This is a genomic window from Thalassospira povalilytica (assembly GCF_002844235.1).
Taxonomy (GTDB): domain Bacteria; phylum Pseudomonadota; class Alphaproteobacteria; order Rhodospirillales; family Thalassospiraceae; genus Thalassospira; species Thalassospira povalilytica.
Genome location: NZ_PGTS01000009.1, coordinates 112,541 through 132,744, shown reverse-complemented (window position 1 = coordinate 132,744; position 20,204 = coordinate 112,541). Strand labels below are relative to the sequence as shown.

At 54.7% G+C, this 20,204-nt stretch carries 17 protein-coding genes; 7 read left to right on the top strand and 10 right to left on the bottom strand.

Going from position 1 to position 20,204, the window contains the following annotated elements:
* Window positions 1-463: 463 nt before the first annotated feature.
* Window positions 464-625: a hypothetical protein gene (locus CU041_RS20760; RefSeq protein WP_170310314.1), complete on the bottom strand. Its 162-nt coding sequence runs from the start codon at window positions 623-625 to the stop codon at window positions 464-466.
* Between CU041_RS20760 and CU041_RS19570 the strand changes: the two genes are divergently transcribed.
* Entirely contained in the window at window positions 615-2,573 is a 1,959-nt protein-coding gene (locus CU041_RS19570; protein ID WP_170310313.1) for a methyl-accepting chemotaxis protein, read from the top strand. The two genes, CU041_RS20760 and CU041_RS19570, sit on opposite strands and share 11 nt — an antisense overlap.
* A 103-nt stretch (window positions 2,574-2,676) precedes the next feature.
* Here CU041_RS19570 and CU041_RS19565 read toward each other — a convergent pair whose 3' ends face one another.
* Entirely contained in the window at window positions 2,677-4,026 is a 1,350-nt protein-coding gene (locus CU041_RS19565) for a TldD/PmbA family protein (RefSeq protein WP_068517258.1), read from the bottom strand.
* Between the two features lie 251 nt (window positions 4,027-4,277).
* On the opposite strand from CU041_RS19565, the gene CU041_RS19560 reads away from it, so the two are divergent.
* Complete coding sequence (locus tag CU041_RS19560) at window positions 4,278-4,865, top strand: hypothetical protein (protein ID WP_233433183.1); 588 nt, start codon at window positions 4,278-4,280, stop codon at window positions 4,863-4,865.
* A 49-nt stretch (window positions 4,866-4,914) separates the two neighbouring features.
* Here CU041_RS19560 and CU041_RS19555 read toward each other — a convergent pair whose 3' ends face one another.
* The gene (locus CU041_RS19555) at window positions 4,915-6,441 is read right to left on the bottom strand and encodes a UbiD family decarboxylase (RefSeq protein WP_101248187.1); all 1,527 of its coding nucleotides are present in this window, start codon (window positions 6,439-6,441) and stop codon (window positions 4,915-4,917) included.
* A 254-nt stretch (window positions 6,442-6,695) separates the two neighbouring features.
* On the opposite strand from CU041_RS19555, the gene CU041_RS19550 reads away from it, so the two are divergent.
* The 3 genes from CU041_RS19550 (at window position 6,696) to CU041_RS19540 (ending at window position 9,836) form a co-directional block, all read left to right on the top strand.
* The gene (locus CU041_RS19550; protein WP_068517306.1) at window positions 6,696-7,052 is read left to right on the top strand and encodes a DUF4170 domain-containing protein; all 357 of its coding nucleotides are present in this window, start codon (window positions 6,696-6,698) and stop codon (window positions 7,050-7,052) included.
* A 17-nt stretch (window positions 7,053-7,069) separates the two neighbouring features.
* On the top strand, window positions 7,070-7,819 hold the full coding sequence (locus CU041_RS19545; RefSeq protein WP_101248145.1) for a hypothetical protein: 750 nt from the start codon (window positions 7,070-7,072) through the stop codon (window positions 7,817-7,819).
* Window positions 7,820-8,138: 319 nt separating this feature from the next.
* The gene (locus CU041_RS19540) at window positions 8,139-9,836 is read left to right on the top strand and encodes a methyl-accepting chemotaxis protein (RefSeq protein WP_068517255.1); all 1,698 of its coding nucleotides are present in this window, start codon (window positions 8,139-8,141) and stop codon (window positions 9,834-9,836) included.
* 278 nt (window positions 9,837-10,114) lie between these two features.
* On the opposite strand, the gene CU041_RS19535 is transcribed toward CU041_RS19540, so the two are convergent.
* The 3 genes from CU041_RS19535 to ubiA all read right to left on the bottom strand — a co-directional run bounded on the left by CU041_RS19535 (window position 10,115) and on the right by ubiA (window position 13,859).
* Window positions 10,115-10,822, bottom strand: a complete 708-nt coding sequence (locus CU041_RS19535) for a class I SAM-dependent methyltransferase (RefSeq protein WP_101248144.1) — start codon at window positions 10,820-10,822, stop codon at window positions 10,115-10,117.
* Between the two features lie 69 nt (window positions 10,823-10,891).
* On the bottom strand, window positions 10,892-12,691 hold the full coding sequence (locus CU041_RS19530) for a cation:proton antiporter (RefSeq protein WP_068517253.1): 1,800 nt from the start codon (window positions 12,689-12,691) through the stop codon (window positions 10,892-10,894).
* A gap of 214 nt (window positions 12,692-12,905) precedes the next feature.
* Window positions 12,906-13,859, bottom strand: a complete 954-nt coding sequence (gene ubiA / locus CU041_RS19520; RefSeq protein ID WP_101248142.1) for a 4-hydroxybenzoate octaprenyltransferase — start codon at window positions 13,857-13,859, stop codon at window positions 12,906-12,908.
* Window positions 13,860-13,932: 73 nt separating this feature from the next.
* Here ubiA and CU041_RS19515 point away from each other — a divergent pair, with 73 nt between their 5' ends.
* A complete protein-coding gene (locus tag CU041_RS19515) occupies window positions 13,933-14,733 on the top strand; it encodes a 16S rRNA (uracil(1498)-N(3))-methyltransferase (protein WP_068517252.1) in 801 nt (266 codons plus the stop codon).
* An 11-nt stretch (window positions 14,734-14,744) separates the two neighbouring features.
* Window positions 14,745-16,115, top strand: a complete 1,371-nt coding sequence (locus CU041_RS19510; protein WP_101248141.1) for a glutamate--cysteine ligase — start codon at window positions 14,745-14,747, stop codon at window positions 16,113-16,115.
* 81 nt (window positions 16,116-16,196) lie between these two features.
* Here the strand turns inward: CU041_RS19510 and glpD are convergent, their stop codons facing one another.
* Genes glpD through phnC form a run of 4 tightly spaced genes read right to left on the bottom strand, consistent with a single transcriptional unit; the run spans window position 16,197 to window position 20,137 of the window.
* Window positions 16,197-17,717, bottom strand: a complete 1,521-nt coding sequence (gene glpD / locus CU041_RS19505) for a glycerol-3-phosphate dehydrogenase (RefSeq protein WP_101248140.1) — start codon at window positions 17,715-17,717, stop codon at window positions 16,197-16,199.
* Between the two features lies 1 nt (window position 17,718).
* Window positions 17,719-18,543: a phosphonate ABC transporter, permease protein PhnE gene (gene phnE / locus CU041_RS19500; RefSeq protein WP_068517249.1), complete on the bottom strand. Its 825-nt coding sequence runs from the start codon at window positions 18,541-18,543 to the stop codon at window positions 17,719-17,721.
* Window positions 18,537-19,343, bottom strand: a complete 807-nt coding sequence (gene phnE, locus CU041_RS19495; RefSeq protein WP_068517248.1) for a phosphonate ABC transporter, permease protein PhnE — start codon at window positions 19,341-19,343, stop codon at window positions 18,537-18,539. Before phnE (CU041_RS19495) ends, phnE (CU041_RS19500) begins: the two co-directional genes overlap by 7 nt.
* Window positions 19,340-20,137, bottom strand: coding sequence for a phosphonate ABC transporter ATP-binding protein (gene phnC / locus CU041_RS19490; protein WP_068517247.1), 798 nt, complete (start codon window positions 20,135-20,137; stop codon window positions 19,340-19,342). Before phnC ends, phnE (CU041_RS19495) begins: the two co-directional genes overlap by 4 nt.
* Window positions 20,138-20,204: the final 67 nt, after the last annotated feature.

Here is a 20,204-nt window from a genome sequence, read left to right as displayed (position 1 = left end):
TCCCGGTTGTTTGCGGCCGGGATATCAGAAGGCATGTGATCACGCTTGGAAGTCGCAAAGCAAAGATCAGGTATTCTTTTGCAAATCCCCACGACCTTACCCGCCATTTTGCGGGTTTCCCGCGTGTAAATCGGCGTTTTATGGACCGATGCCCCGGTTCTGATTTTCGATGCCCTTGGGTTGATAACGGGGGATGGTCCAATGCGTTTGCCCTGCTTTGCGGCGGTTGCCAGCATGTCTGGAAATTACAGTGTCTGTTGCTGAGAAACAGGGAAACTGATCCGCCGAACTGGGCCGATCTGCCGGGCATATTCGAAAGGACAGGTATACAGGTCTTCTGGATAGGTCGGCCTTACTTTTCCTTGTAATTTCGCATGTTACGCCAAACCTTTAAGTTAGTTGCAATATTGTGATTATCTAAAACAAGGGTTGTGTACTCCCCATATGGGGAGGGTAGTGACTGTCATGAGCAGATACCTTGGTAATCAAAGAGATCGTAGCGCGGTGCTGCGAACACGGAGGGTATGATGGTGTCGCGTGTTTCTTCTGCGCCGACGGGGGCGTTTTTGGAAAACTTGGGTGTTAAGACAAAGATTCTATTGGGGTTTTCAGCAGTGCTGGTCATTCTTGTCTCAGCGCTGGCATTCGCATTCTACAGCTTCACCAAAGTTGCACATGATGTTGATGAATATGCGTTGCGGGTCGAAGAAGCCGCACTTGTTGCCCAGATTGAAACGCGGTTTTTGCGTTTCAAAAGTCATGCCCGCGAATTTGCCAACAAGGCAAGCGCCCATGACGCGGAACAGGTGTTCGTCATCGCCGATCAAATCCGCCCAATTCTTGACAAGGCATTGCAAAGTTTCGAGTCAGCCGAACATCGTGCCCGGATCGAGAAAATATCAGGGGCACTTGATCGCTACATGCAGGATTTCGAAAAAGTCCGTGATCTGAGCGATGAATATCACGCCCTGATCACTGACCGTCTTGAACCCGACGGGATCAAGGTCGTTTCCGATCTCAATGCATTGATCGCACGTGCAGAAACCACCCAGAATATCGATGCCCTGAAAAAGGCGGTGGCCGCGCGTGAACATGCGCTTCTGGCGCGTCTTTATTCCAATATTCTGATCGGGCGTCAGGATGACAGCTTTGGCGAAAAGGCGGCCAGCGAGTTCGGTCTTCTCAAAACCGGGCTGATTGAAATCAACCAGACAGTACCCGATGCGGAATACAAAAAGACTATCGGCGAAGTCATGACATTGTTTGATGATTACCGTGATGCATTTGACAAGATCCGGTCAAATGAACTGGTCATCATTGAAACGGTCAATGGCGATATGGAACAGGCATCCAGTCTGTTGCTGTCTGAAGCAGCCGATCTGATGGCGGAATTTTCGGCGACCGAACATTCAATTTTTGAACGTGTTGTTGATGAAATCGGTCTGGCGGAAACCGAAATCCTGATCGCGTCGCTGATCGGTATGGGGCTTGGCATCGTCATTGCCATTCTGATCGGTGATCGTTTGTCAAAGCCGATCATTGCCATCACCCAGATCATGCGCAAGCTTGCCGATCATGATCTTACGGTCAGTGTGCCCTGGCAGGAACGGCGCGATGAAATCGGCCAGATGGCCGGCGCGGTTCAGGTCTTCAAGGAAAATGCCATTCGCAATGACGAACTTGAAGCCAAGGCAATCGAAGATGAAAAACGCGCCAAGGAAGCCCAGCGCCAATTCATGAACCAGACGGCCGACACGTTCAATTCCGATGTCGGGCAGATCATTGAAACCGTTGCCGCGGCGGCGGTGGAATTGCAGGCAACCGCAGACAGCATGTCACGGCTGGCAAGTTCGGCATCCGAACAGACGGTGGCTGTGGCATCGGCAACCGAAGAAGCCAGCGGCAATGTGCATTCTGTTGCCTCGGCCACAGAGGAACTCAATTCCTCGATCGAGGAAATCAACCGTCAGGTTGTCCATTCATCCGATGTGGCACGCAGTGCAGTCGGGCAGGTCAACAAGACCCAGGCCGACCTTCAGCAACTGGTCGAAGCATCGGAAAATATTTCAAATGTGCTGAAACTGATTTCCGATATTGCCGATCAGACCAACATGCTGGCCCTTAATGCCACGATTGAAGCCGCACGGGCCGGTGATGCCGGGCGTGGTTTTGCCGTGGTCGCAAATGAGGTCAAAAATCTTTCCGATCAGACCGCCAAGGCGACCGAGGAAATCACCCGTTATGTCGAAAACCTTCAGGCCCGCACCGGAAGTGCGGTCAATCAGGTTGAGGCAGTGGGCAAAACCGTCAGTGAAATGGATGCAATTATTGCCACCATTTCATCGGCGATCGAAGAACAGACCGCAGCAACCCGTGAAATCGCCTTTAACGTTGAACAGGCGGCAACCGGCACCACCACGGTCAGTTCAAACATCGCAACCGTCAGTTCGGCCGTCAATGAGGCCGGAACAGCATCGGGTGACGTTTTGCGTGCGGTCAGCATGCTTTCGGAAAACTTCACGACCCTGAAAGGTGCCACGGACAATTTCGTCAACACGATCCGCGCAAGCTGATCGGTGAGGTAATCTGACGGATACAAAAGACCTGAAAAAAAAACGCCCGGCACATTCAAGCCCGGGCGTTTTTGTATCTGGATGTCTGTTGTGTCGGTCAGGATTACTGACCGGCCAGCGTCATGCCATCAATGCGCAAGGTCGGTGCATTGGTGCCGTATTTGAAGGTCAGATCATTGGCCGGGACCACGGATTTGAACATGTCCTTGAGGTTCCCGGCCACCGTGATTTCCGATACCGGATAAGCCAGTTCACCATTTTCAATCCAGTAGCCCGACGCACCGCGCGAATAATCGCCGGTAACGCCATTGACGCTGCTTCCGATCATTTCGGTGATATAGAGACCCGATTTGATATCCTTGATCATGTCTTCGGGCGAAATGGTGCCCGGTTCCATGTAAAGGTTGGTGGTTGACGGCCCCGGAAGGCTTCCGGCCCCGCGCGATGCGTTGCCCGTTGATTTCAGCCCCAACTGGCGGGCCGAGCGCAAATCAAGGATCCAGGTTTTCAAAACGCCATTTTCAATCAGGTAGCGTTTTTCATTGGCGACACCTTCGGCGTCAAACGGTTTGGAGCGCAGACCGCGTTTGCGGTGGGGGTCATCGACAATGTTGATATGCGGGGCAAAGATTTCCTTGCCCATCGCATCAAGCAGGAAGCTGGTCCCGCGCGCGATGCCCGATCCGTTGATCGCACCGGACAGATGGCCAACGATTGAGGATGAAACACGCGGATCATAAATGACGGGAACCTGCGTGCTTTTGACTTTGCGCGGGTTCAGACGGCGCAGGGTTTTTTCAGCGGCCTTTTTGCCGATCTCGACCGGGTCACGCAGGTCGGTCGAAAAGACCGCGCTGTCATAATCATAATCGCGTTCCATTGCAGTTCCGGTCCCGGCCAGCACCGAAACCGAAATGTGACTGCCCGAACCGGCATAGGAATTGGCAAAACCATTGGTCGCGGCCAGCGTGATCTGATGGCGGCCCCAGCCGGCTTCCGATCCTTCGGAATTGGTGATGCCATCGACGGAACGGGCGGCTTCTTCGCAGGCACTTGCCCATTCGATCAGTTTGTCCTGGCTGACTTCACCCGGTTCACAAAGTTCAAGCGCGTCGACATCAAAACTTGCGGCAAGTTCGGACGGATCGGCAATACCGCAATACGGGTCTTCCGGGGCGTTCTTGGCCATGGCAACGGCCCGTTCGACCAGTTCGTTCAAGGCAGCGTCGCTGGTGTCCGATGATGACACGACAGCCTGTTTCTTGCCGATCAGAACGCGCAGGCCAAGATCGGCTCCTTCGGACCGTTCAAGCTTTTCCATCTTGCCCAGTCGCTGGGCAACCGAAAGAGATGTTCCTTCGACATAGACGGCATCTGCGTCATCAGCACCGGCTTTCTTGGCGCGCGCCAGCAGATCATTGATACGATCAAGTGTCATGTCGGTCTTGGGCATGGAAGCTCCCTTATTTCGGAATGTATCTATCGGCTAGTTATAGGCGGCAGGGACGTATTCGCAAAGAACAGAAACGGTTTGACGCATCTGCATTGCAGGTGCCCTTGGTCTTGTTCCCAAAGGTGGCGTGAATGTATCTGTGGGGCAAGGGGCTGGACGTTCTGTTTTCATCTCTGTTTCTGCTATAGTCCGGAAAACAGCAAATAATTGGCGGTGATGCCGCCAGACAAAGCACACGGGATAGAATGCAAATGCGGAACATAACGTCGGGCGTAATCGGCTTGGCATTGATTTTGGGAATTTCCCATCCGGCTTTGGCAGATGAGCCGGGTAATCCGTCTGGTCCCGATGAAAATGGCGTTTGGGAACTGAATGCCAATGGCAATGCCGACCCGGTTTCAAGCGCGCAGCTTTATAGCGAAATGCGCATTCAGGGTGGCCAATATGCCAGCAATTACCGGCATCAGATGCTGACCGGGGATTTTACCTGTGACGATGTGGTCGACCGGGTTGCGGGCTGGGTCGATCTAGATAGTCCCGACGGTCCGAAATTTGCCATGCTGTTTGTCACCAACCATGGCGGTAAGGCACAAAGCGAAATCCGCTACCTGCCGTTCGAGCAGTCCGAACAATATGCACTTTGCATCCATGATGAAACCGCCCCGCCGGTCATGAGCTGGCAGGAAAACAGCCCGGAATTCATGGAAGAAGTCATCGGATCGAAAGAGATGTGCAATTTCGCCATCCGGGTGGATGACTTCATGTGTGATGCGCCGCAATTCTTCTATTCTGAAAAACCGGCGGAGAATGGCGATCACTGGTTATTTTTCCGAAATTGATTGTGAGTTCTTGAAAAGAAAAGGCGGGTTAGAAGCCCGCCTTTGTCAACTAATCCCGCCAGATTTTCTTGCCTGATCCGGGAAGGCCATAGCGTTCCCATTTCTGATCAACCCGGTCGATGATGTCATCATCCATATAGATTTTTTCGCCCCATTCGCGGTCGGTTTCGCCCGGGAATTTGTTGGTGGCATCAAGGCCAAGCTTGCCGCCAAGGCCCGATACGGGGGATGCGAAATCAAGATAATCAATCGGGGTGTCGGTAACCGTGGTGATATCGCGCACCGGGTCCATCCGGGTCGAGATCGCCCACATGACGTCCTTCCAGTCGCGCACATCAATGTCGTCATCCACGACGATGACGAACTTGGTGTACATGAACTGACGCAGGAATGACCACACACCCATCATCACGCGCTTGGCGTGACCGGCATAGGCCTTTTTCATCGATACAACTGCGATACGGTAACTGCATCCTTCGGGTGGCAGCCAGAAATCGACGATTTCGGGGAATTGCTGTTGCAGGAGTGGCACGAACACGTCGTTGAGTGCCTCGCCCAGAACCGACGGCTCGTCTGGCGGACGCCCGGTAAAGGTCGAAAGATAGATCGGGTTCTTGCGCATGGTGATCGCGGTCACGGTAAAGACCGGGAAATCTTCGACCGAGTTATAATACCCGGTATGGTCGCCATACGGTCCTTCGGGCGCATATTCGTCCAAGGATACGTAACCTTCGAGCACGATCTCGGCCGTTGCCGGTACCTTGAGCGGCACGGTCTTGCAATCAACCAGTTCAACCTTTTCACCGCGCAGAAGCCCGGCAAACTGATATTCCGAAAGGGTATCGGGCACCGGGGTAACCGCGGCAAGGATCGTGCCCGGATCGGCACCAAGAACAATGGCGGCCGGAAGCGGATCACGCTTTTCCTGTTTCCAGCGGGCATGATGTTGTGCCCCGCCACGATGTTTGAGCCAGCGCATGATGGTCTTGTTCTTGCCAAGCACCTGCATGCGGTAAATGCCAAGGTTAAACACATCGCGCTTGTCGCCGCCTTTTTCACCGGCCGTCGGGCCCTGGGTCACAACCAGGGGCCAGGTGATCAGCGGGGCGGGTTCGCCGGGCCAGCAGGACTGAACCGGGATTTTTGACAAATCGATATCGTCGCCCTGAAGCACCACTTCCTGACAAGGGGCCTTGGAAACCGTTTTGGGTTTCATCGCCATGACGGTCTTGGCCAGTGGCAGCATCGAAAATGCTTCGCGGATGCTTGCCGGTGGTTCGGGCTGTTTGAGGAAGGCCAGCGTTTCGCCGACTTCACGCAGTTCTTCGGGTTTGCGGTTCATGCCCGCGGCAACCCGGTCCACCGTGCCAAACAGGTTCACCAGAACCGGCATGTCATATTTTTTGCCGTCATCGCCAACGACGTTTTCAAACAGAACCGCCGGGCCGCCTTCGGCCAGAAGTCGGGTCTGGATTTCCGTCATTTCAAGATTGGGGGATACCGGTTCAGTGACACGAACAAGACGGCCGGACTTTTCCAGCGCATCCATGAAGTCACGAAGGGATTGATAGGGCATGGCACCTGTCATCTGCAAAGCTTTGAAACCTGATTGTCTTCATACGCGTGCACGCGGGCTTGGACAACCTTGCTGTTATCAAATACGCCATTTGTAACCGGACCGATCGCTTCCTACATGAAACCGGGATGCTGCGTTGCATAATTTTGCGGTTTTGGTTGACGCATCATTTGGTTATACATTGGCTTAGAATTGAGTCGCGTGGCCCACAACACGCGACATGGCAACTCACCAAAAGCATGAAGGACGCACAGATGGCCAAATACTGGGTTATCGGGGGCACCTATCAGGATACCGGTTTCGACAAGCCGATCGGCGAAGAAACCAAAGTCGGTCCGTTTGGCAGCTTCGAAGACGCGGAACAGGAATGGTCGAAAATGGCCTGGCAGTCGGTCGATGACGCGAATTCGCGCTATCGCATCGAACGCCTTGAAGAATACTGGGTCGTTGGCGGTGAATATGAAAGCACCGACTTCGAAAAGCCGGTTGGCGGTTCCGAAGAACGCCATGGTCCGTTCGCCACATTCAGCGACGCTGAAAAAGCATGGTCGAAACTGGCCTGGCAGCATGTTGATGACTGCAACTTCCGTTACCGTGTCGTTGAAGGCTAAGCCGGATCGACCAGACAATGTTTTCTATATCCGATGTGCGGGCGATCAGTGACCCCGTACTCCGTGAACAGATCGAACATCATCCACGCGCGCAGGATCTCCTGCGCGCGTTTTTGTATCCCTATGCCGCCCCGGACCGGGATTTCCTGTTTTGTGGTGGATCGGTAACGCCGCTTGATACATCGGAAGTCGGCGACGCCATCGCCGGGCGGGTCCCGGTCCTGGCCGTCGGGTCAAACCGTGCGCCGGTTCAGTTGACGCGCAAATTCACCCATCAAAACCTGCCCGATGATGTTCCGGTGACACTGGGATGGATGGGTCATCATGATATTGTCTATTCGGCACATGTCACCGGGTATGGCGCCTTTCCGGCAACCCTTGCTCCGTCACCGGGGACACGGGTCCGGGTTGCGGTGACCTGGCTTACGGCGGCGCAGCTTGGTCATATGCATGTAACCGAAAGCGTTCCGACACATTACCGTTATCAGCAATTGCATGGCCGTGATCTTGACCTTGATTGCGGTATTGCGACTGACCATGTCGGTCTTTATCAGTCGGTCGCCGGGTTTGAATGCGCATCTGGCCATATCTTTGCCCTGAACGCGGTTGAGGCAACCGGACGCAGATATCCGTCCCTAGAACAGTGGCAGATGGTCGCACATGTCGCGCGCCTTGCAGGGCAGGTTTTTCGACCTGATCTGGTGATCCGGCTTATTGACGATCCGGCCTTCAGAAAGTCGTTTGGCGATCTGGATCACACAAAATAGCGCCGACCCTGTAATTGCCATTGGTGTGACCCTATATATATTCCAGAAATGTGTTTTGATACTTGAAATTGTGTCAGGATTTTATGTAAGTAATTGAAAGTTAAATACTTATATCAGATCCAGTAAGCCGTCCAAAGAACGGTGTATTCAACCGGCTGATTTCGGAATGAACGGTTGAATTGTAATTTCAAAGGTACCAATTGTGCAGCAAGGGTACCGAAATTTGGGTGAATCAATCTGGGAGAATGCCGACGACGCGGTTTGCGTGCGTTATGTGTTCGCGTGCGTGTTTCACGCTTCGTGATTAAGGGAGAACTAAATGTTTGGCTCTGGTTCTGATGACCGTCATATCGTTCAGGCTATCAAGCAGTCACAAGGTACGATCGAATTTACGCTCGATGGTAAAATCCTTGATGCAAACAAGAATTTTCTGGATCTGGTCGGGTATGATCTGTCAGAGGTGCGAGGCAATCACCACAGCATGTTTGTTGATCCGGAGTTCGCCAGAAGTGCGGAATACAAGAATTTCTGGGACCGCCTGAAGGGCGGGGAATCCTTCACCGCCGAATTTCAGAGGTTCGGCAAGGGTGGCAAGGAAATCTGGATCCAGGCGACCTATAATTCGGTCAAAGGCAGCAATGGCAAACCCTATAAGGTGTTCAAGGTTGCAAGTGATGTCACTGCACAGAAATTGCAGGCCGCCGACTATGCCGGGCAAATTGACGCCATCAGCAAGTCGCAAGCCGTGATCGAATTTGATCTTAAGGGCAATATCCTTAATGCCAACGAGAATTTCCTTGTGACGATGGGCTACAAGCTGTCGGAAATCAAAGGAAAGCATCACCAGATCTTTGTTGATCCGGCCTATGCCAAAAGCGACGAATACAAGGATTTCTGGAAACAGCTTGCCGCGGGCAAACATCTGATGGCCGAATATCAGCGGTTTGGCAAAGGCGGTAAGGAAGTCTGGATCCAGGCCAGCTATAACCCGATCTTTGATATGGCCGGGCGGCCGTTCAAGGTGGTGAAATACGCTACCGACATTACCGAACAAAAGCTTCAGGCAGCTAACTTTGCCGGACAGATCGAAGCAATCCACAAATCACAAGCCGTCATTTCGTTTGAAATGGATGGCACCATCCGCAATGCCAATGCCAATTTCCTTAATGCGATGGGATATAGCTATGACGAGGTGATCGGCAAGCATCACAGCATCTTCATGGATCCGGCCGAAGCCCAAAGCACCGAATACAAGGAATTCTGGGATGCCTTGCGGCGCGGAGAGCACAAGGTTGCTGAATTCCGGCGCTTTGGCAAAGGCGGCAAGGAAGTCTGGATTCAGGCCAGCTATAACCCGGTGATGGATATGAACGGGCGTCCGATCAAGGTGGTGAAATATGCGACCGACATCACCAAGCAGATCTATGCCCGCCGCAAGGCCAAGGATTTGGCCGAAGGATCAAGCACCAGTGCCGAAGCCGTGGCCAGCGCATCCGAGGAAATGCTGGCAGCCATTCAGGAAATCAGCGAAAGCATGCACCGGTCACAGATCGCGATGAACGATATCGTGTCCAAGACCGAAGAAGCCAACGAAGTACGTGCCGATCTGGAAACCACGTCGGAATCGATGGCGGGTGTGGTTCAGATTATCCGTGATCTGGCTGAACAGGTGAACCTGCTTGCGCTTAACGCGACGATCGAAGCCGCGCGCGCCGGTGAAGCAGGCAAGGGCTTTGCCGTGGTCGCAGGCGAGGTCAAAAACCTTGCCAACCAGACCGCCAAGGCTACCGATGAAATCGAAACCCAGATCGAAGCGATGATGAATATTACCAAGCGGGTGGTTGCGTCGACCGCCGGGATTTCGACATCGGCGGAATCGGTCAGCAGCTATGTCGATTCCATCGCATCAGCCGTCGAGGAACAAACCAGCGTCACCCAGGATATTTCCAAGAATATCCAGTTTGTCTTTAACGGGATTTCCGAACTGAATGATTGTGTGAAAAGCATCGCAAGCTGACGCACAACAAACATCCCTGATCACGCAAAAGCCCGACGGTCCCAAAGACGGTCGGGCTTTTTTCAGGCGATCTGCAATGGGTCACAGAGCCGTTTCCGTTTAGAATGCCCGGCCCGCAGGGTCCGCAAGGTCCGCAAGGTCCGCAGGCTTCAGTTTGGCGATGTTTTGCGGCGTTACACCGCTTGAACGGCGCCGCGCATTGCCCTTGCGCGTTGTGCCTGCCAAACAATTCGCCAAACACGACCGAAACGCTTCAATCTAACGAAACAGAAATTGCCCTAGCCGCGATCGGGCAACAGTTGCCAGATGCGGGTGAATTTGGTGTCGGCATCTTCGACCGCGACATCGACGGGCACATCATATGTTTCTAGCTCGTCAATATTGTGGGTCGGCGCATAGGTCCGGCCCGGATCGGCCAGAATGACCCGGGTGCCAAGACGGGCTTCGGCCATCAGCCATTGCAGAACCGCATTTGCCATATCCTGCTGATAGCAGACATCGCCGGCAAAAATCACATCCCAACGTTTCTGCGGGGCGCTGGTGCCGACAAAATTGTCCGTCGTGGTGGCAAATTCGACACCATTGCGTTTGGCATTGAGGCGCGTGGCGGTGATGGCCACCGGATCAATGTCATTTGCCGTAATGTCCGCCGCATCCGCCATCACACAGGCAATAGCCTGCATGCCGCCGCCACAAGCAAAATCAAGCACCCGCTTGCCACGCACCAGTTCTGGATGGTCCAGAATATAGCGCGTGATTGCCTGCCCGCCGGGCCAGGCAAAGGCCCAATAGGGGGGCGGGATATCAAGGATGCCCAGAATATCCTCGGTCGCCTGCCACAGTGGCGTGATATGGGTCGCCAGATACATTTCGATTTCCGGCGCCAGCGGCACGCGCGCGGGCACGGTGAAAGTTTCGATCAGATCGGCAAATTGCGGATCATCGACATTTGGCACCAGGGCATCGGCAAAGACGTTATCGGTCATGCTGGGCTGCTTTGACTATGAACATTTGCGCCGGAGTAACGGCTTTGCCGATCTTGGGCAAGCAGTTCTTCATGATGCGGTTTCGGTTTCAGCCATCCCGAGATACAGGATCACGTCACGCGGTTTGGCTTTGGGAATTTCGGTTCCCAGAAACAGCTGGTTGCCGCGCACCATGGCAAGAACGGTCGGCGCTTCGTCATGCAGGGCAATAAAATCATCCCAGCCAAAGCTGTCGGTGAACCGTGTCTGACGGACAGAAACGCCGCTGCGATAATCATAGCGGATGTCATCGGTGGTCAGCGGTTTGGCACATAGCGGCAATCCGCCAAGTGTCTGGCTGGCGCTATGACGGCTGCGATCATCCGACCCGCGATGAATGCCGGTCTGGAAGACCGAGCGTCGCCCGAATTCCGGGGCGAAGTCGGTGCAAACCAGCGTGTTATAGGCATCATTGTCGGTGGCCGCGATCAGTTTGCCCAATGCGCTGGTATCAAGGTGATGTTCAAACACCTCTGACAGGACTTCACCGTAAAATGTCGTCAGGCCCGCTTCTCGTGCCGGGCGCAAGGCGTGCCAGCGTGAATCGGTCACCACGACCGGAATATCAAGTTCATCAAGGCGGGTGGCCAGATCAATTGTCCATTGATGCGCACCGACAATCAGAACGCCGGGCGGACCATTGACCGCAAGATCAAGGTAACGGGCCATCGGCCGGATCGAAAATCCGTGCAGAACCACGGTTGAAAACACCATGGCAAAGGCAAGCGGGATCAGAAGCGCCCCATCGGCATACCCAAGATGGACAAGCTCGGCGCCAAAAAGACCGGAAACGGCAACCGCGACAATCCCGCGCGGTGCGATCCAGCCGACCAGCAACCGTTCACGCCATTCAATCTTGGAAAAACTGAGCGCGCCAATGATCGAAACCGGGCGCACAATCAACAACATTGCCGCCACAAACAGGCCATGGCCCAGGGTCAGTTCTTCGACCATCGACCATTTCAGGGTGGCGGTCAGAATGATAAAGACGCTTGAAACAAGAATGACCGTCAGGGTTTCCTTGAACCGGCGGATTTCATCAATCGCCATCAGATGGGCGTTGCCGATGACAAGACCAAGAACAGTCACGGCCAAAAGACCGGTTTCTTCCTGAACGATATTGGCCCCGGCAAAACAGGTCAGCAACACGCCCAGAACCAGCGGCGCCTTGAGAAATTCCGGTATCCAGCCACGGCGAAACACCTGGGCTGTGCAAATGCCGGCAATCAGGCCGATGGCAATGGCGACAAGGATGTTAAAGGCCAGATGGCCGATCACACCACTTAGTCCGTTGCCATGTTCGGTGGCGACAATGATTTCATAGACCAAAACGGCAAACAGCGCCCCGATCGGGTCATTGACGATGCCTTCCCATTTCAGAAGTGTGCTGGGATGTTTTGCCAGACGGGCATGACGCAACAGCGGGGCAATTACGGTCGGCCCGGTCACAATCATGATGCCGCCAAACAGGGCCGCAACCGGCCAGCTCAGCCCGGCCAGATAATGGGCGGCAAAAGCACCAAGCAACCATGCCAGAAGCGGCGCAATCGTCGTCAGGCGCAATATGCCGCTGACACTGTGGCGCAATTCACGGAAATCAAGCGCCAGACCGCCTTCAAACAGGATCACGGCAACGGCAACCGCAACAAGGGGCTGCAATAGCGGACCGAAATCGGCAACCGGATCAAGAAGCCCGGTCCCCGGTCCAAGAATAAGCCCAAGTGCAGACAGCAACACAATGGCCGGCACACCTGCGCGCCAGGCAAACCACTGTGCGCCAACGCCAGCCAGGATCAAGCTTGCAATCATCAAGGCAATCGGTGCGGCCATCTATGCGCCTCTGTTGTTGGTATCAGTTAATCGAAAAAAGGTTTCAGACAGATGGTGTCTGGTTTCCAAAAACCTATAGGGCGCGTTCAATTCAATTGGCTGAAATTGCACAAAAACTTTCGACCCGGTCGCGCCCGATCATCCCGCAGGCAAACGCCCACAGTTTTCTTAGCATCTTTTGGCCGTGTGCAATCCTTACAAACCTGTGACGCTATCACGCAGCAGCAATCAGATGCGAAAGAACGATGGCCACAAGAACCAGAAGTCCATAGTCGCGATTTGATTTGAAACGCCGCAGGCAATTGGCCGCATCATCGAGTTTGACGGTTGCAACCTGCCAGCCAAGATGAATGCCCGCCAAACCCAGCAAGATGAAATAGGACCAGTGCAGATCGGCCAGCATTCCGGAAATGCCCAGCAAAAGCGTGGTCAGGGTATAGAAACCCTTGGCCCATTTCGGGGTGTCATCCCCCAGACGCAGGGCAAGGGATTTGAGCCCGATCTTGGCATCATCATCCTTGTCCTGATGGGCATAGATGGTGTCATAGCCAAGCGTCCAGAAAAAGCCCGCCGCATACATGGCAATCGCAGCCGGTTCGACCGTGCCGGTAACCGCCGCCCAGCCAACCAGCGCGCCCCAGTTAAACGCAAGTCCCAGAACCGATTGCGGCCAGTAGGTGTATCGTTTCATGAACGGATAAACGATGATGATCGGGATCGAACACAGCCCGACAATGATCGCTTCAATCCGGAATTGCACCAGAATGGCCAGGCCCAGCAACATCATGAAACCAAGAAACAGCAAGGCCTGCCAGACCTTGACCTGACCGCTGGGAAGCGGACGGGTGATGGTACGTTCGACCTTGCCGTCAAAATTGCGATCGGCCAGATCATTGATGACACAGCCCGCACCACGCATAATCACCGCGCCAAGCCCGAACAGGGCCATCATGATCACGATCTGTTTGGCATCGACGCCCGGTGTGATGCCGCCTGCCATGGCGGTTGACCACCAGCACGGCAATAACAGAAGCCAGGTGCCGATCGGGCGATCCAGACGCAGCAGCTTGAGATACGGCCGTATGGGCACGGGCATATAGCGGTCAATCCAACCATCTGCCGGCATGTCGTTTTTGGTATTCTGTATTGGTTGGTTGACCTGTGTCATAATTGGCCTATCTAACGATTTAATCTTATAAAATCCGGGCGCGACCATTGCCCGGGCATCTTTGGGGACATCCATGACCGCAGACGCCACCCGCGCCCGTCAACGCCTTTTCGTTCACGATCCTATCACGGCCGGTTGCGAGATCGAACTTGCTCCTGAACAGTCTCATTACCTTGAACATGTGATGCGTCTCAAGCCCGGAACGCCTGTTAAGATTTTTAACGGTCTGGATGGCGAGTGGCTAGGCACGATCAGCGAACTTCGCAAAAAGAAGGGGCGCATCACCGCAGAGACCCGATTGCGTGAACAGGGGACCGAAACCGGACCGACTCTTGTCTTTGCACCGATCAAAAAGCAGCGGCTTGATTTCCTGATTGAAAAATCGGTTGAGCTGGGTGTCGGAAAACTTCAACCCATCATCACCCAACATGGCATCACCGACAAGGTGCGCCTTGACCGGTTGCAGGCACAGGTGATCGAGGCCGCCGAACAATGCGAACGCCTGACTGTGCCCGAAATTGCCGCCCCGGTACGGTTGCTTGACTGGGTCGCAAACGGTGCTGAAAATCACCATGTTCTGTTCTGTGACGAAACAGGAACCGGGTCACCAATTGGTGAAGTGTTAAGTCAGCTATTGGCAAAGGGCGCTGGCTCGGTTATCGACAATACCAATGTTGTTAACCATGCACTCGTGATTGGACCTGAAGGCGGCTTTAGCGCCGACGAACTTGAACGTATCCGCAAACAGCCTTTTGCAACGCCTGTCAGTCTCGGCCCGCGCATCCTGCGTGCCGAAACAGCGGCAATTGCTGCATTGGCGGTATTTCAGGATCGCATCGGCGATTGGTCGCACCGGCCAGTTACGAGAGATTAGGGGAAGCCCTTATGACTGTCAGCGCCTCCACTGGCGACAGCCCGGTTATTGAAAGCCGGCGCCAGCTTGTCGAATGGTTTGAGTCCGGTTGTAAACCGAAAAGTGACTGGGCCATCGGCACCGAACACGAAAAATTCGCCTTCACCCGCGATGATCTTCGCCCGATCCCCTATGAGGGGGAGCGCGGTGTCAAAACCCTGCTTAATGCCCTTGCCGAACGCTATGACTGGGAACCGATCATCGAGAACGGCAATGTCATCGCCCTGACCAAGGACAAATGTTCTGTGTCGCTTGAACCGGGCGGTCAGATCGAATTGTCGGGTGCCCCGCTTAAGAATATTCACCAGACCTGTGGTGAAGTTCATACCCATCTTCATGAATTGCGTGAAATTTGCGGTGATCTTGGCATCGACATGCTTGGTGTCGGTCATCAGCCGAAATGGTCGCGCGAAGATACCCCCTGGATGCCCAAAGGGCGTTACGGGATCATGCGCGACTATATGCCAAAGGTCGGCAAGCTTGGCCTTGATATGATGCTTCGGACCTCGACCATTCAGGTCAATCTGGATTTCAGTTCGGAAGCCGACATGGTCAAGAAGTTCAGAACGTCATTGGCGCTTCAGCCGGTTGCGACCGCGCTGTTTGCCGCATCCCCGTTCGTCGATGGCAAACCAAGCGGTTTCCTGTCGTCGCGATCCAATGTCTGGACCGATACCGACCCGGATCGTTGCGGCATGTTGCCATTCGTGTTCGAAGACGGTTTCGGCTTTGAACGTTATGTCGACTATATGCTTGATGTGCCGATGTATTTTGTCTATCGCGACGGCAAATATATCAATGCGGCGGGCAAGTCGTTCCGTGACTTCATGAATGGCAAACTTGATGTTGTTCCGGGCGAACGTCCGACCATGAATGACTGGTCCGATCACATGACCACCGCTTTCCCGGAAGTGCGCCTTAAGAAGTTTCTGGAAATGCGCGGGGCCGATGGTGGTCCGTGGAAACGCATTTGTGCCTTGCCGGCCCTTTGGGTCGGGCTTCTTTATGATGATGCGGCCCTTGATGCGGCCTGGGAACTGGTCAAGGACCTGTCGGTTGAGGAACGCGAAGCCCTTCGCAATGATGTGCCGCGCACGGCCCTTGCCACCAGGTTCAAGAATGGCACGGTGCAGGATCTGTCGAAGGATGTTCTGGCGGTTGCCAGACAGGGGCTTCAGGCGCGTGGCCGCATGGATGGCTATGGCGATGATGAAAGCCACTTCCTTGACAGTCTTGACGACGTCGCCCAAAGCGGCCGGACTCTGGCCGAGGAATTTCTCGATAAATACGAAACCGAATGGAACGGGTCGGTCGATCCGCTCTTTAAGGAATACGCCTATTAAGGGGATCGTGATCCCGTATCGGCAAAAAAGGGCAGTGATTTCACTGCCCTTTTTTCATGTGTCGATTGTCGATACGACGGCTTACTGTGCAGCCTGACCAAGTCGGGCTTGGGTGGCAAACCAATGATGGACAGCATCGATCTGATCAGGCTGCATCCCGAGACCAAGCTTGGTTCTGCGCCACAGGACGTCGTCTGCGTCACAGGCCCATTCATTGGCAATCAGGTAGTGCAGTTCAGCTTCATACAGATTTGGGGCAACCTGTTGACCCAATTGCGCCACTGACGTGGCAGTACCCAGAACGGTTCTGATTGCGGTGCCGTAACAGCGTGCAAGGCGTTCAAGCAGCGGTTGGGGCAACCAGTCAAACTCTGTGCGAAGATCACCGAGGAAGCGGTCATAGTCGCCATCTGCCATATCCCCGCCGGGCAGGGTTGCCGATGCGGTCCAGTCGGGGGCCTTGTTGCCAAGGACCGGGGCCAGTTTTTGCATCGCATGTTCGGCAAGCCTGCGATATGTCGTGATCTTTCCGCCGTAAATTGACAGGATGGCCGGCGCGGTGCCACCAGTGCCGGTATCGAGATCAAACACATAATCGCGGGTCACGGCAGATGCATTGGCATTCTTGTCGTCATAAAGCGGCCGGACCCCGGAATAATCCCAGACAACATCATCGCGTGTCAGCGGCGTTGCCAGATAGCCATTGACCAGATCAAGCAGGTAATCGACTTCCTGATCGCTGATCTTTACCTGTGCCGGATCCCCGTCATAGGGCACATCGGTCGTGCCGATCAGGCTGTAATCGCGCTGATAGGGGATGGCAAAGGCAATGCGGCCATCGTCATTCTGGAAGATATAGCAATGATCATGGTCATGGGTGCGCGGCACGATGATATGGCTGCCCTTGACCAGTCGAAGACCGGCGGCCTTGTCGCCAAGACCGGCATTTTCCACCATCTGCGTTACCCATGGTCCCGCCGCATTGACAATCGCGCGCGCCTTGACGGTGCGTTGCGATCCGTCGGCCTGCGTCAGTTCGGCCGTCCAGTGGTCAATCTGGCGCGACAGGCTTGTGCATTTGGTGCGCGTGCAGATTTCGGCACCGCGCGCCATGGCATCCTGCGCATTGAGAACCACGAGGCGGGCATCATCAACCCAGCAATCCGAATAGGAAAAGGCACGGGTGTATTGCGGCTTTAACGGGCTGCCTTCCGGGGTTCCGGTCAGTGACAGGGCCTTTGAGCCCGGCAGTCGTTTGCGTTTCGCCAGATGGTCATACAGAAACAGACCGGCACGCAGCATCCATTGCGGGCGCAAACCCTTGTGATGGGGCAGAACGAATGTCAAAGGCCAGATGATATGCGGGGCAGCAGCCAAAAGAACTTCGCGTTCCTGAAGAGCTTCACGCACCAGTCGGAACTCGTAATGTTCCAGATATCGCAGGCCGCCATGAATGAGTTTGGTCGAAGAAGAAGAGGTGGCCGAGGCAAGGTCGCGCTGTTCGACCAGAAGAACAGAAAGTCCGCGACCGGCGGCATCACGTGCAATACCTGCACCATTGATGCCGCCGCCTACGACCAGAAGGTCGTATGTTTTATCCACGTCAGATCACCTTTTTACGCAGGTAAGCTGAAATGGCCTCGCCAATAATCACCAGACCGATGATCGCCAGAAGAATGGTGGCAACCGTCTGCCAGGCAAAGGTGTCAATCGCCCCCTGAAGGATGATTCCGATGCCGCCTGCACCGACCAGACCCAGAACCGTACTTTCACGCAGGTTGATGTCCCAGCGCAGAATGGACACGGCAAAGAAGGTCGGCATGACTTGCGGAATGATGCCATAGATCAGAATCTTGAAGCGCGACGCGCCAACAGATTCCAGGGCTTCGATCGGTGCGCGGTCGATTTCCTCGATCGCTTCGCCCAGCAATTTGCCAAGGAAACCAAGCGACCGGAAAATGATTGCCAGAATACCGGCAAGCACACCGGGGCCGAACACCGCCACAAACAGCAATGCCCAGATGATGGTGTTAACCGAACGCGATGACACCAGAATGAACCGGCCAAGCCACAGCGTGAAGCGGTTCGGCGTCGTGTTCTGGGCGGCGATCAGGGCAATCGGCAAGGACAGGAACACTGCAAAGAATGTCGCAATCGTTGCGATATTGACGGTTTCAAGCAACGTCCATGCAATGTCTTTCCAGCCATCCAGTGATGGCGGGAACATACGTGCAAACAGATCGCCCATCTGTTCGGGCGCATCCCAAAGCCACGGCCAGATGATGTTGATGGTCGAAAGTGACCAGACAACAGCCAGTGCAACCAGTGCCATGACACCATAGCGGCGCCAGCGTTCCTTGGTGGTGTAACGTGACCATTCGCGATGGGCGATTGCGTCCGGTCCGGTAGGTTGAGTGGTGGCTACCATAGGTTCCTCCTGATCCGGCCGCTGATGGCCTCGCTGACAAGGATCACACCGATGATGCAAAGGGTGATGGCCAGCGCAAAGTCATAGTCATATCGGCCAAACGCATTCAGAAGCGTCGATCCGATGCCGCCCGCACCGACAATGCCGACAATCGCCGAAGCACGCAGGTTGCTATCAAGTTGATAGATCGAAAGACCGATCTGACGGGGCATGATTTGCGGAATGACGGCATAAAGCAGGGTGACAAAGGTCGCCCCGCCCGCAGCACGGATGGCTTCGACCTGTCCCCAGTCGATTTCCTCGATCCGTTCGGCCAGCATTTTGGCAACGAAACCGATGGAATAGACCGTCAGGGTCAGGATACCGGCAAGCGGGCCGAAACCGACTGCTTTGACAAACAGGATGGCGACAATGACCGGGTGGAAGGAACGGGCAACGATGATCACGCCACGCCCGATGGTATAAAGCCATTTCGGTGCGATGTTCGATGCCGATGCAAAGGCAATCGGAACGCTCAGTGCCAGACCCAGAAGGGTCGAGACAATGGCGATCTTGATGCTTTCCATAAAGCCGTCAAACAGCAGCTCGCCACGGATGAAGCTTGGCGGGAAGGCACCCTTGAAAATGCGAATGGCGCGCGGAACACCATCCTGGATACGGTCCCAGTCAAAGGGCAGGCTGGTCATAGCCCACCAGACATAGGCCACAGTCGCGATCAGAAGACCCCAGCGCAACACAGGGTTGGCAATAAAGGGTGGCTTCTTCCATGTGCGGCCCGTTGATTGAACGGTGCTGCTCATCGTGCTGCTACCTCGCGCAGGTGGGTGTTGCTTTCGGCACCACCGCGTTCTTCGGCCGGAACACCGGCATAGATTTCATCCATCGCATCATTGTTCAGATCGGTCGGTTCGCCGTCAAAAATGATGCGGCCAAACCGCATGCCGACGATGCGCTGGGTATATTCCTTGGCTTCGTTGACGTTATGGATGTTGATCAGAACCGGCAGGTGCAGCTCGGACGCCAGGGCGCGCAGCAGTTCCATGATCTGGCGCGACGTTTTCGGGTCAAGCGACGCGGTCGGTTCGTCGGCCAGCAGGATTTCTGGTTCCTGCATCAGGGCGCGGACAACGCCAACACGCTGACGTTCGCCGCCGGAAAGTTCGTCGGCGCGTTTGTCGGCATAATGGGCGATCCCGACGCGTTCCATCAGATGAAATGCACGGTCGATGTCTTCTTGCGGATATTTGCGGGTCACGGCACGCCAGGCCGGAAGATAGCCAAGGCGCCCGGATTGAACATTTTCCATGACCGTCAGGCGGTCAATAAGGTTAAAGCCCTGGAACACCATGCCGATACGGCGGCGCGCCAGACGCAGCGCCTTGCCTTCAAGCTTGGTCAGTTCGGTGCCATTGAGTTCGATGGAGCCAGATGATGGCTCAACAAGGCGGTTGATACAGCGCAGAAGGGTACTTTTACCCGCCCCGGATGCGCCAATGATCGAAACCACGCTTTCGCCAGGTACTTCAAGGTTCAGGTTCTTCAACACTGCCTTTTCGTCGCCATAGCGTTTTACAAGTTCTTTGATACGCAGCATTGCGTTACCCCGGTTTGAATGGGAGACGACACAGGGCCACGGCAAGCCGGGCCCTGTGATGTTTTCG

What these genes read in the sequence shown, in the direction of transcription:
- ubiA (WP_101248142.1), bottom strand. Translation starts at nt 13,859, where the DNA reads ATGACACAGGTCAACCAACCAATACAGAATACCAAAAACGACATGCCG.
- CU041_RS19510 (WP_101248141.1), top strand. Translation starts at nt 14,745, where the DNA reads ATGACTGTCAGCGCCTCCACTGGCGACAGCCCGGTTATTGAAAGCCGG.
- CU041_RS19560 (WP_233433183.1), top strand. Translation starts at nt 4,278, where the DNA reads ATGCGGAACATAACGTCGGGCGTAATCGGCTTGGCATTGATTTTGGGA.
- CU041_RS19530 (WP_068517253.1), bottom strand. Translation starts at nt 12,691, where the DNA reads ATGGCCGCACCGATTGCCTTGATGATTGCAAGCTTGATCCTGGCTGGC.
- CU041_RS19545 (WP_101248145.1), top strand. Translation starts at nt 7,070, where the DNA reads ATGTTTTCTATATCCGATGTGCGGGCGATCAGTGACCCCGTACTCCGT.
- phnC (WP_068517247.1), bottom strand. Translation starts at nt 20,137, where the DNA reads ATGCTGCGTATCAAAGAACTTGTAAAACGCTATGGCGACGAAAAGGCA.
- CU041_RS19550 (WP_068517306.1), top strand. Translation starts at nt 6,696, where the DNA reads ATGGCCAAATACTGGGTTATCGGGGGCACCTATCAGGATACCGGTTTC.
- CU041_RS19535 (WP_101248144.1), bottom strand. Translation starts at nt 10,822, where the DNA reads ATGACCGATAACGTCTTTGCCGATGCCCTGGTGCCAAATGTCGATGAT.
- CU041_RS19515 (WP_068517252.1), top strand. Translation starts at nt 13,933, where the DNA reads ATGACCGCAGACGCCACCCGCGCCCGTCAACGCCTTTTCGTTCACGAT.
- phnE (WP_068517248.1), bottom strand. Translation starts at nt 19,343, where the DNA reads ATGAGCAGCACCGTTCAATCAACGGGCCGCACATGGAAGAAGCCACCC.
- CU041_RS19540 (WP_068517255.1), top strand. Translation starts at nt 8,139, where the DNA reads ATGTTTGGCTCTGGTTCTGATGACCGTCATATCGTTCAGGCTATCAAG.
- CU041_RS20760 (WP_170310314.1), bottom strand. Translation starts at nt 625, where the DNA reads ATGACCAGCACTGCTGAAAACCCCAATAGAATCTTTGTCTTAACACCC.
- CU041_RS19555 (WP_101248187.1), bottom strand. Translation starts at nt 6,441, where the DNA reads ATGCCCTATCAATCCCTTCGTGACTTCATGGATGCGCTGGAAAAGTCC.
- phnE (WP_068517249.1), bottom strand. Translation starts at nt 18,543, where the DNA reads ATGGTAGCCACCACTCAACCTACCGGACCGGACGCAATCGCCCATCGC.
- CU041_RS19565 (WP_068517258.1), bottom strand. Translation starts at nt 4,026, where the DNA reads ATGCCCAAGACCGACATGACACTTGATCGTATCAATGATCTGCTGGCG.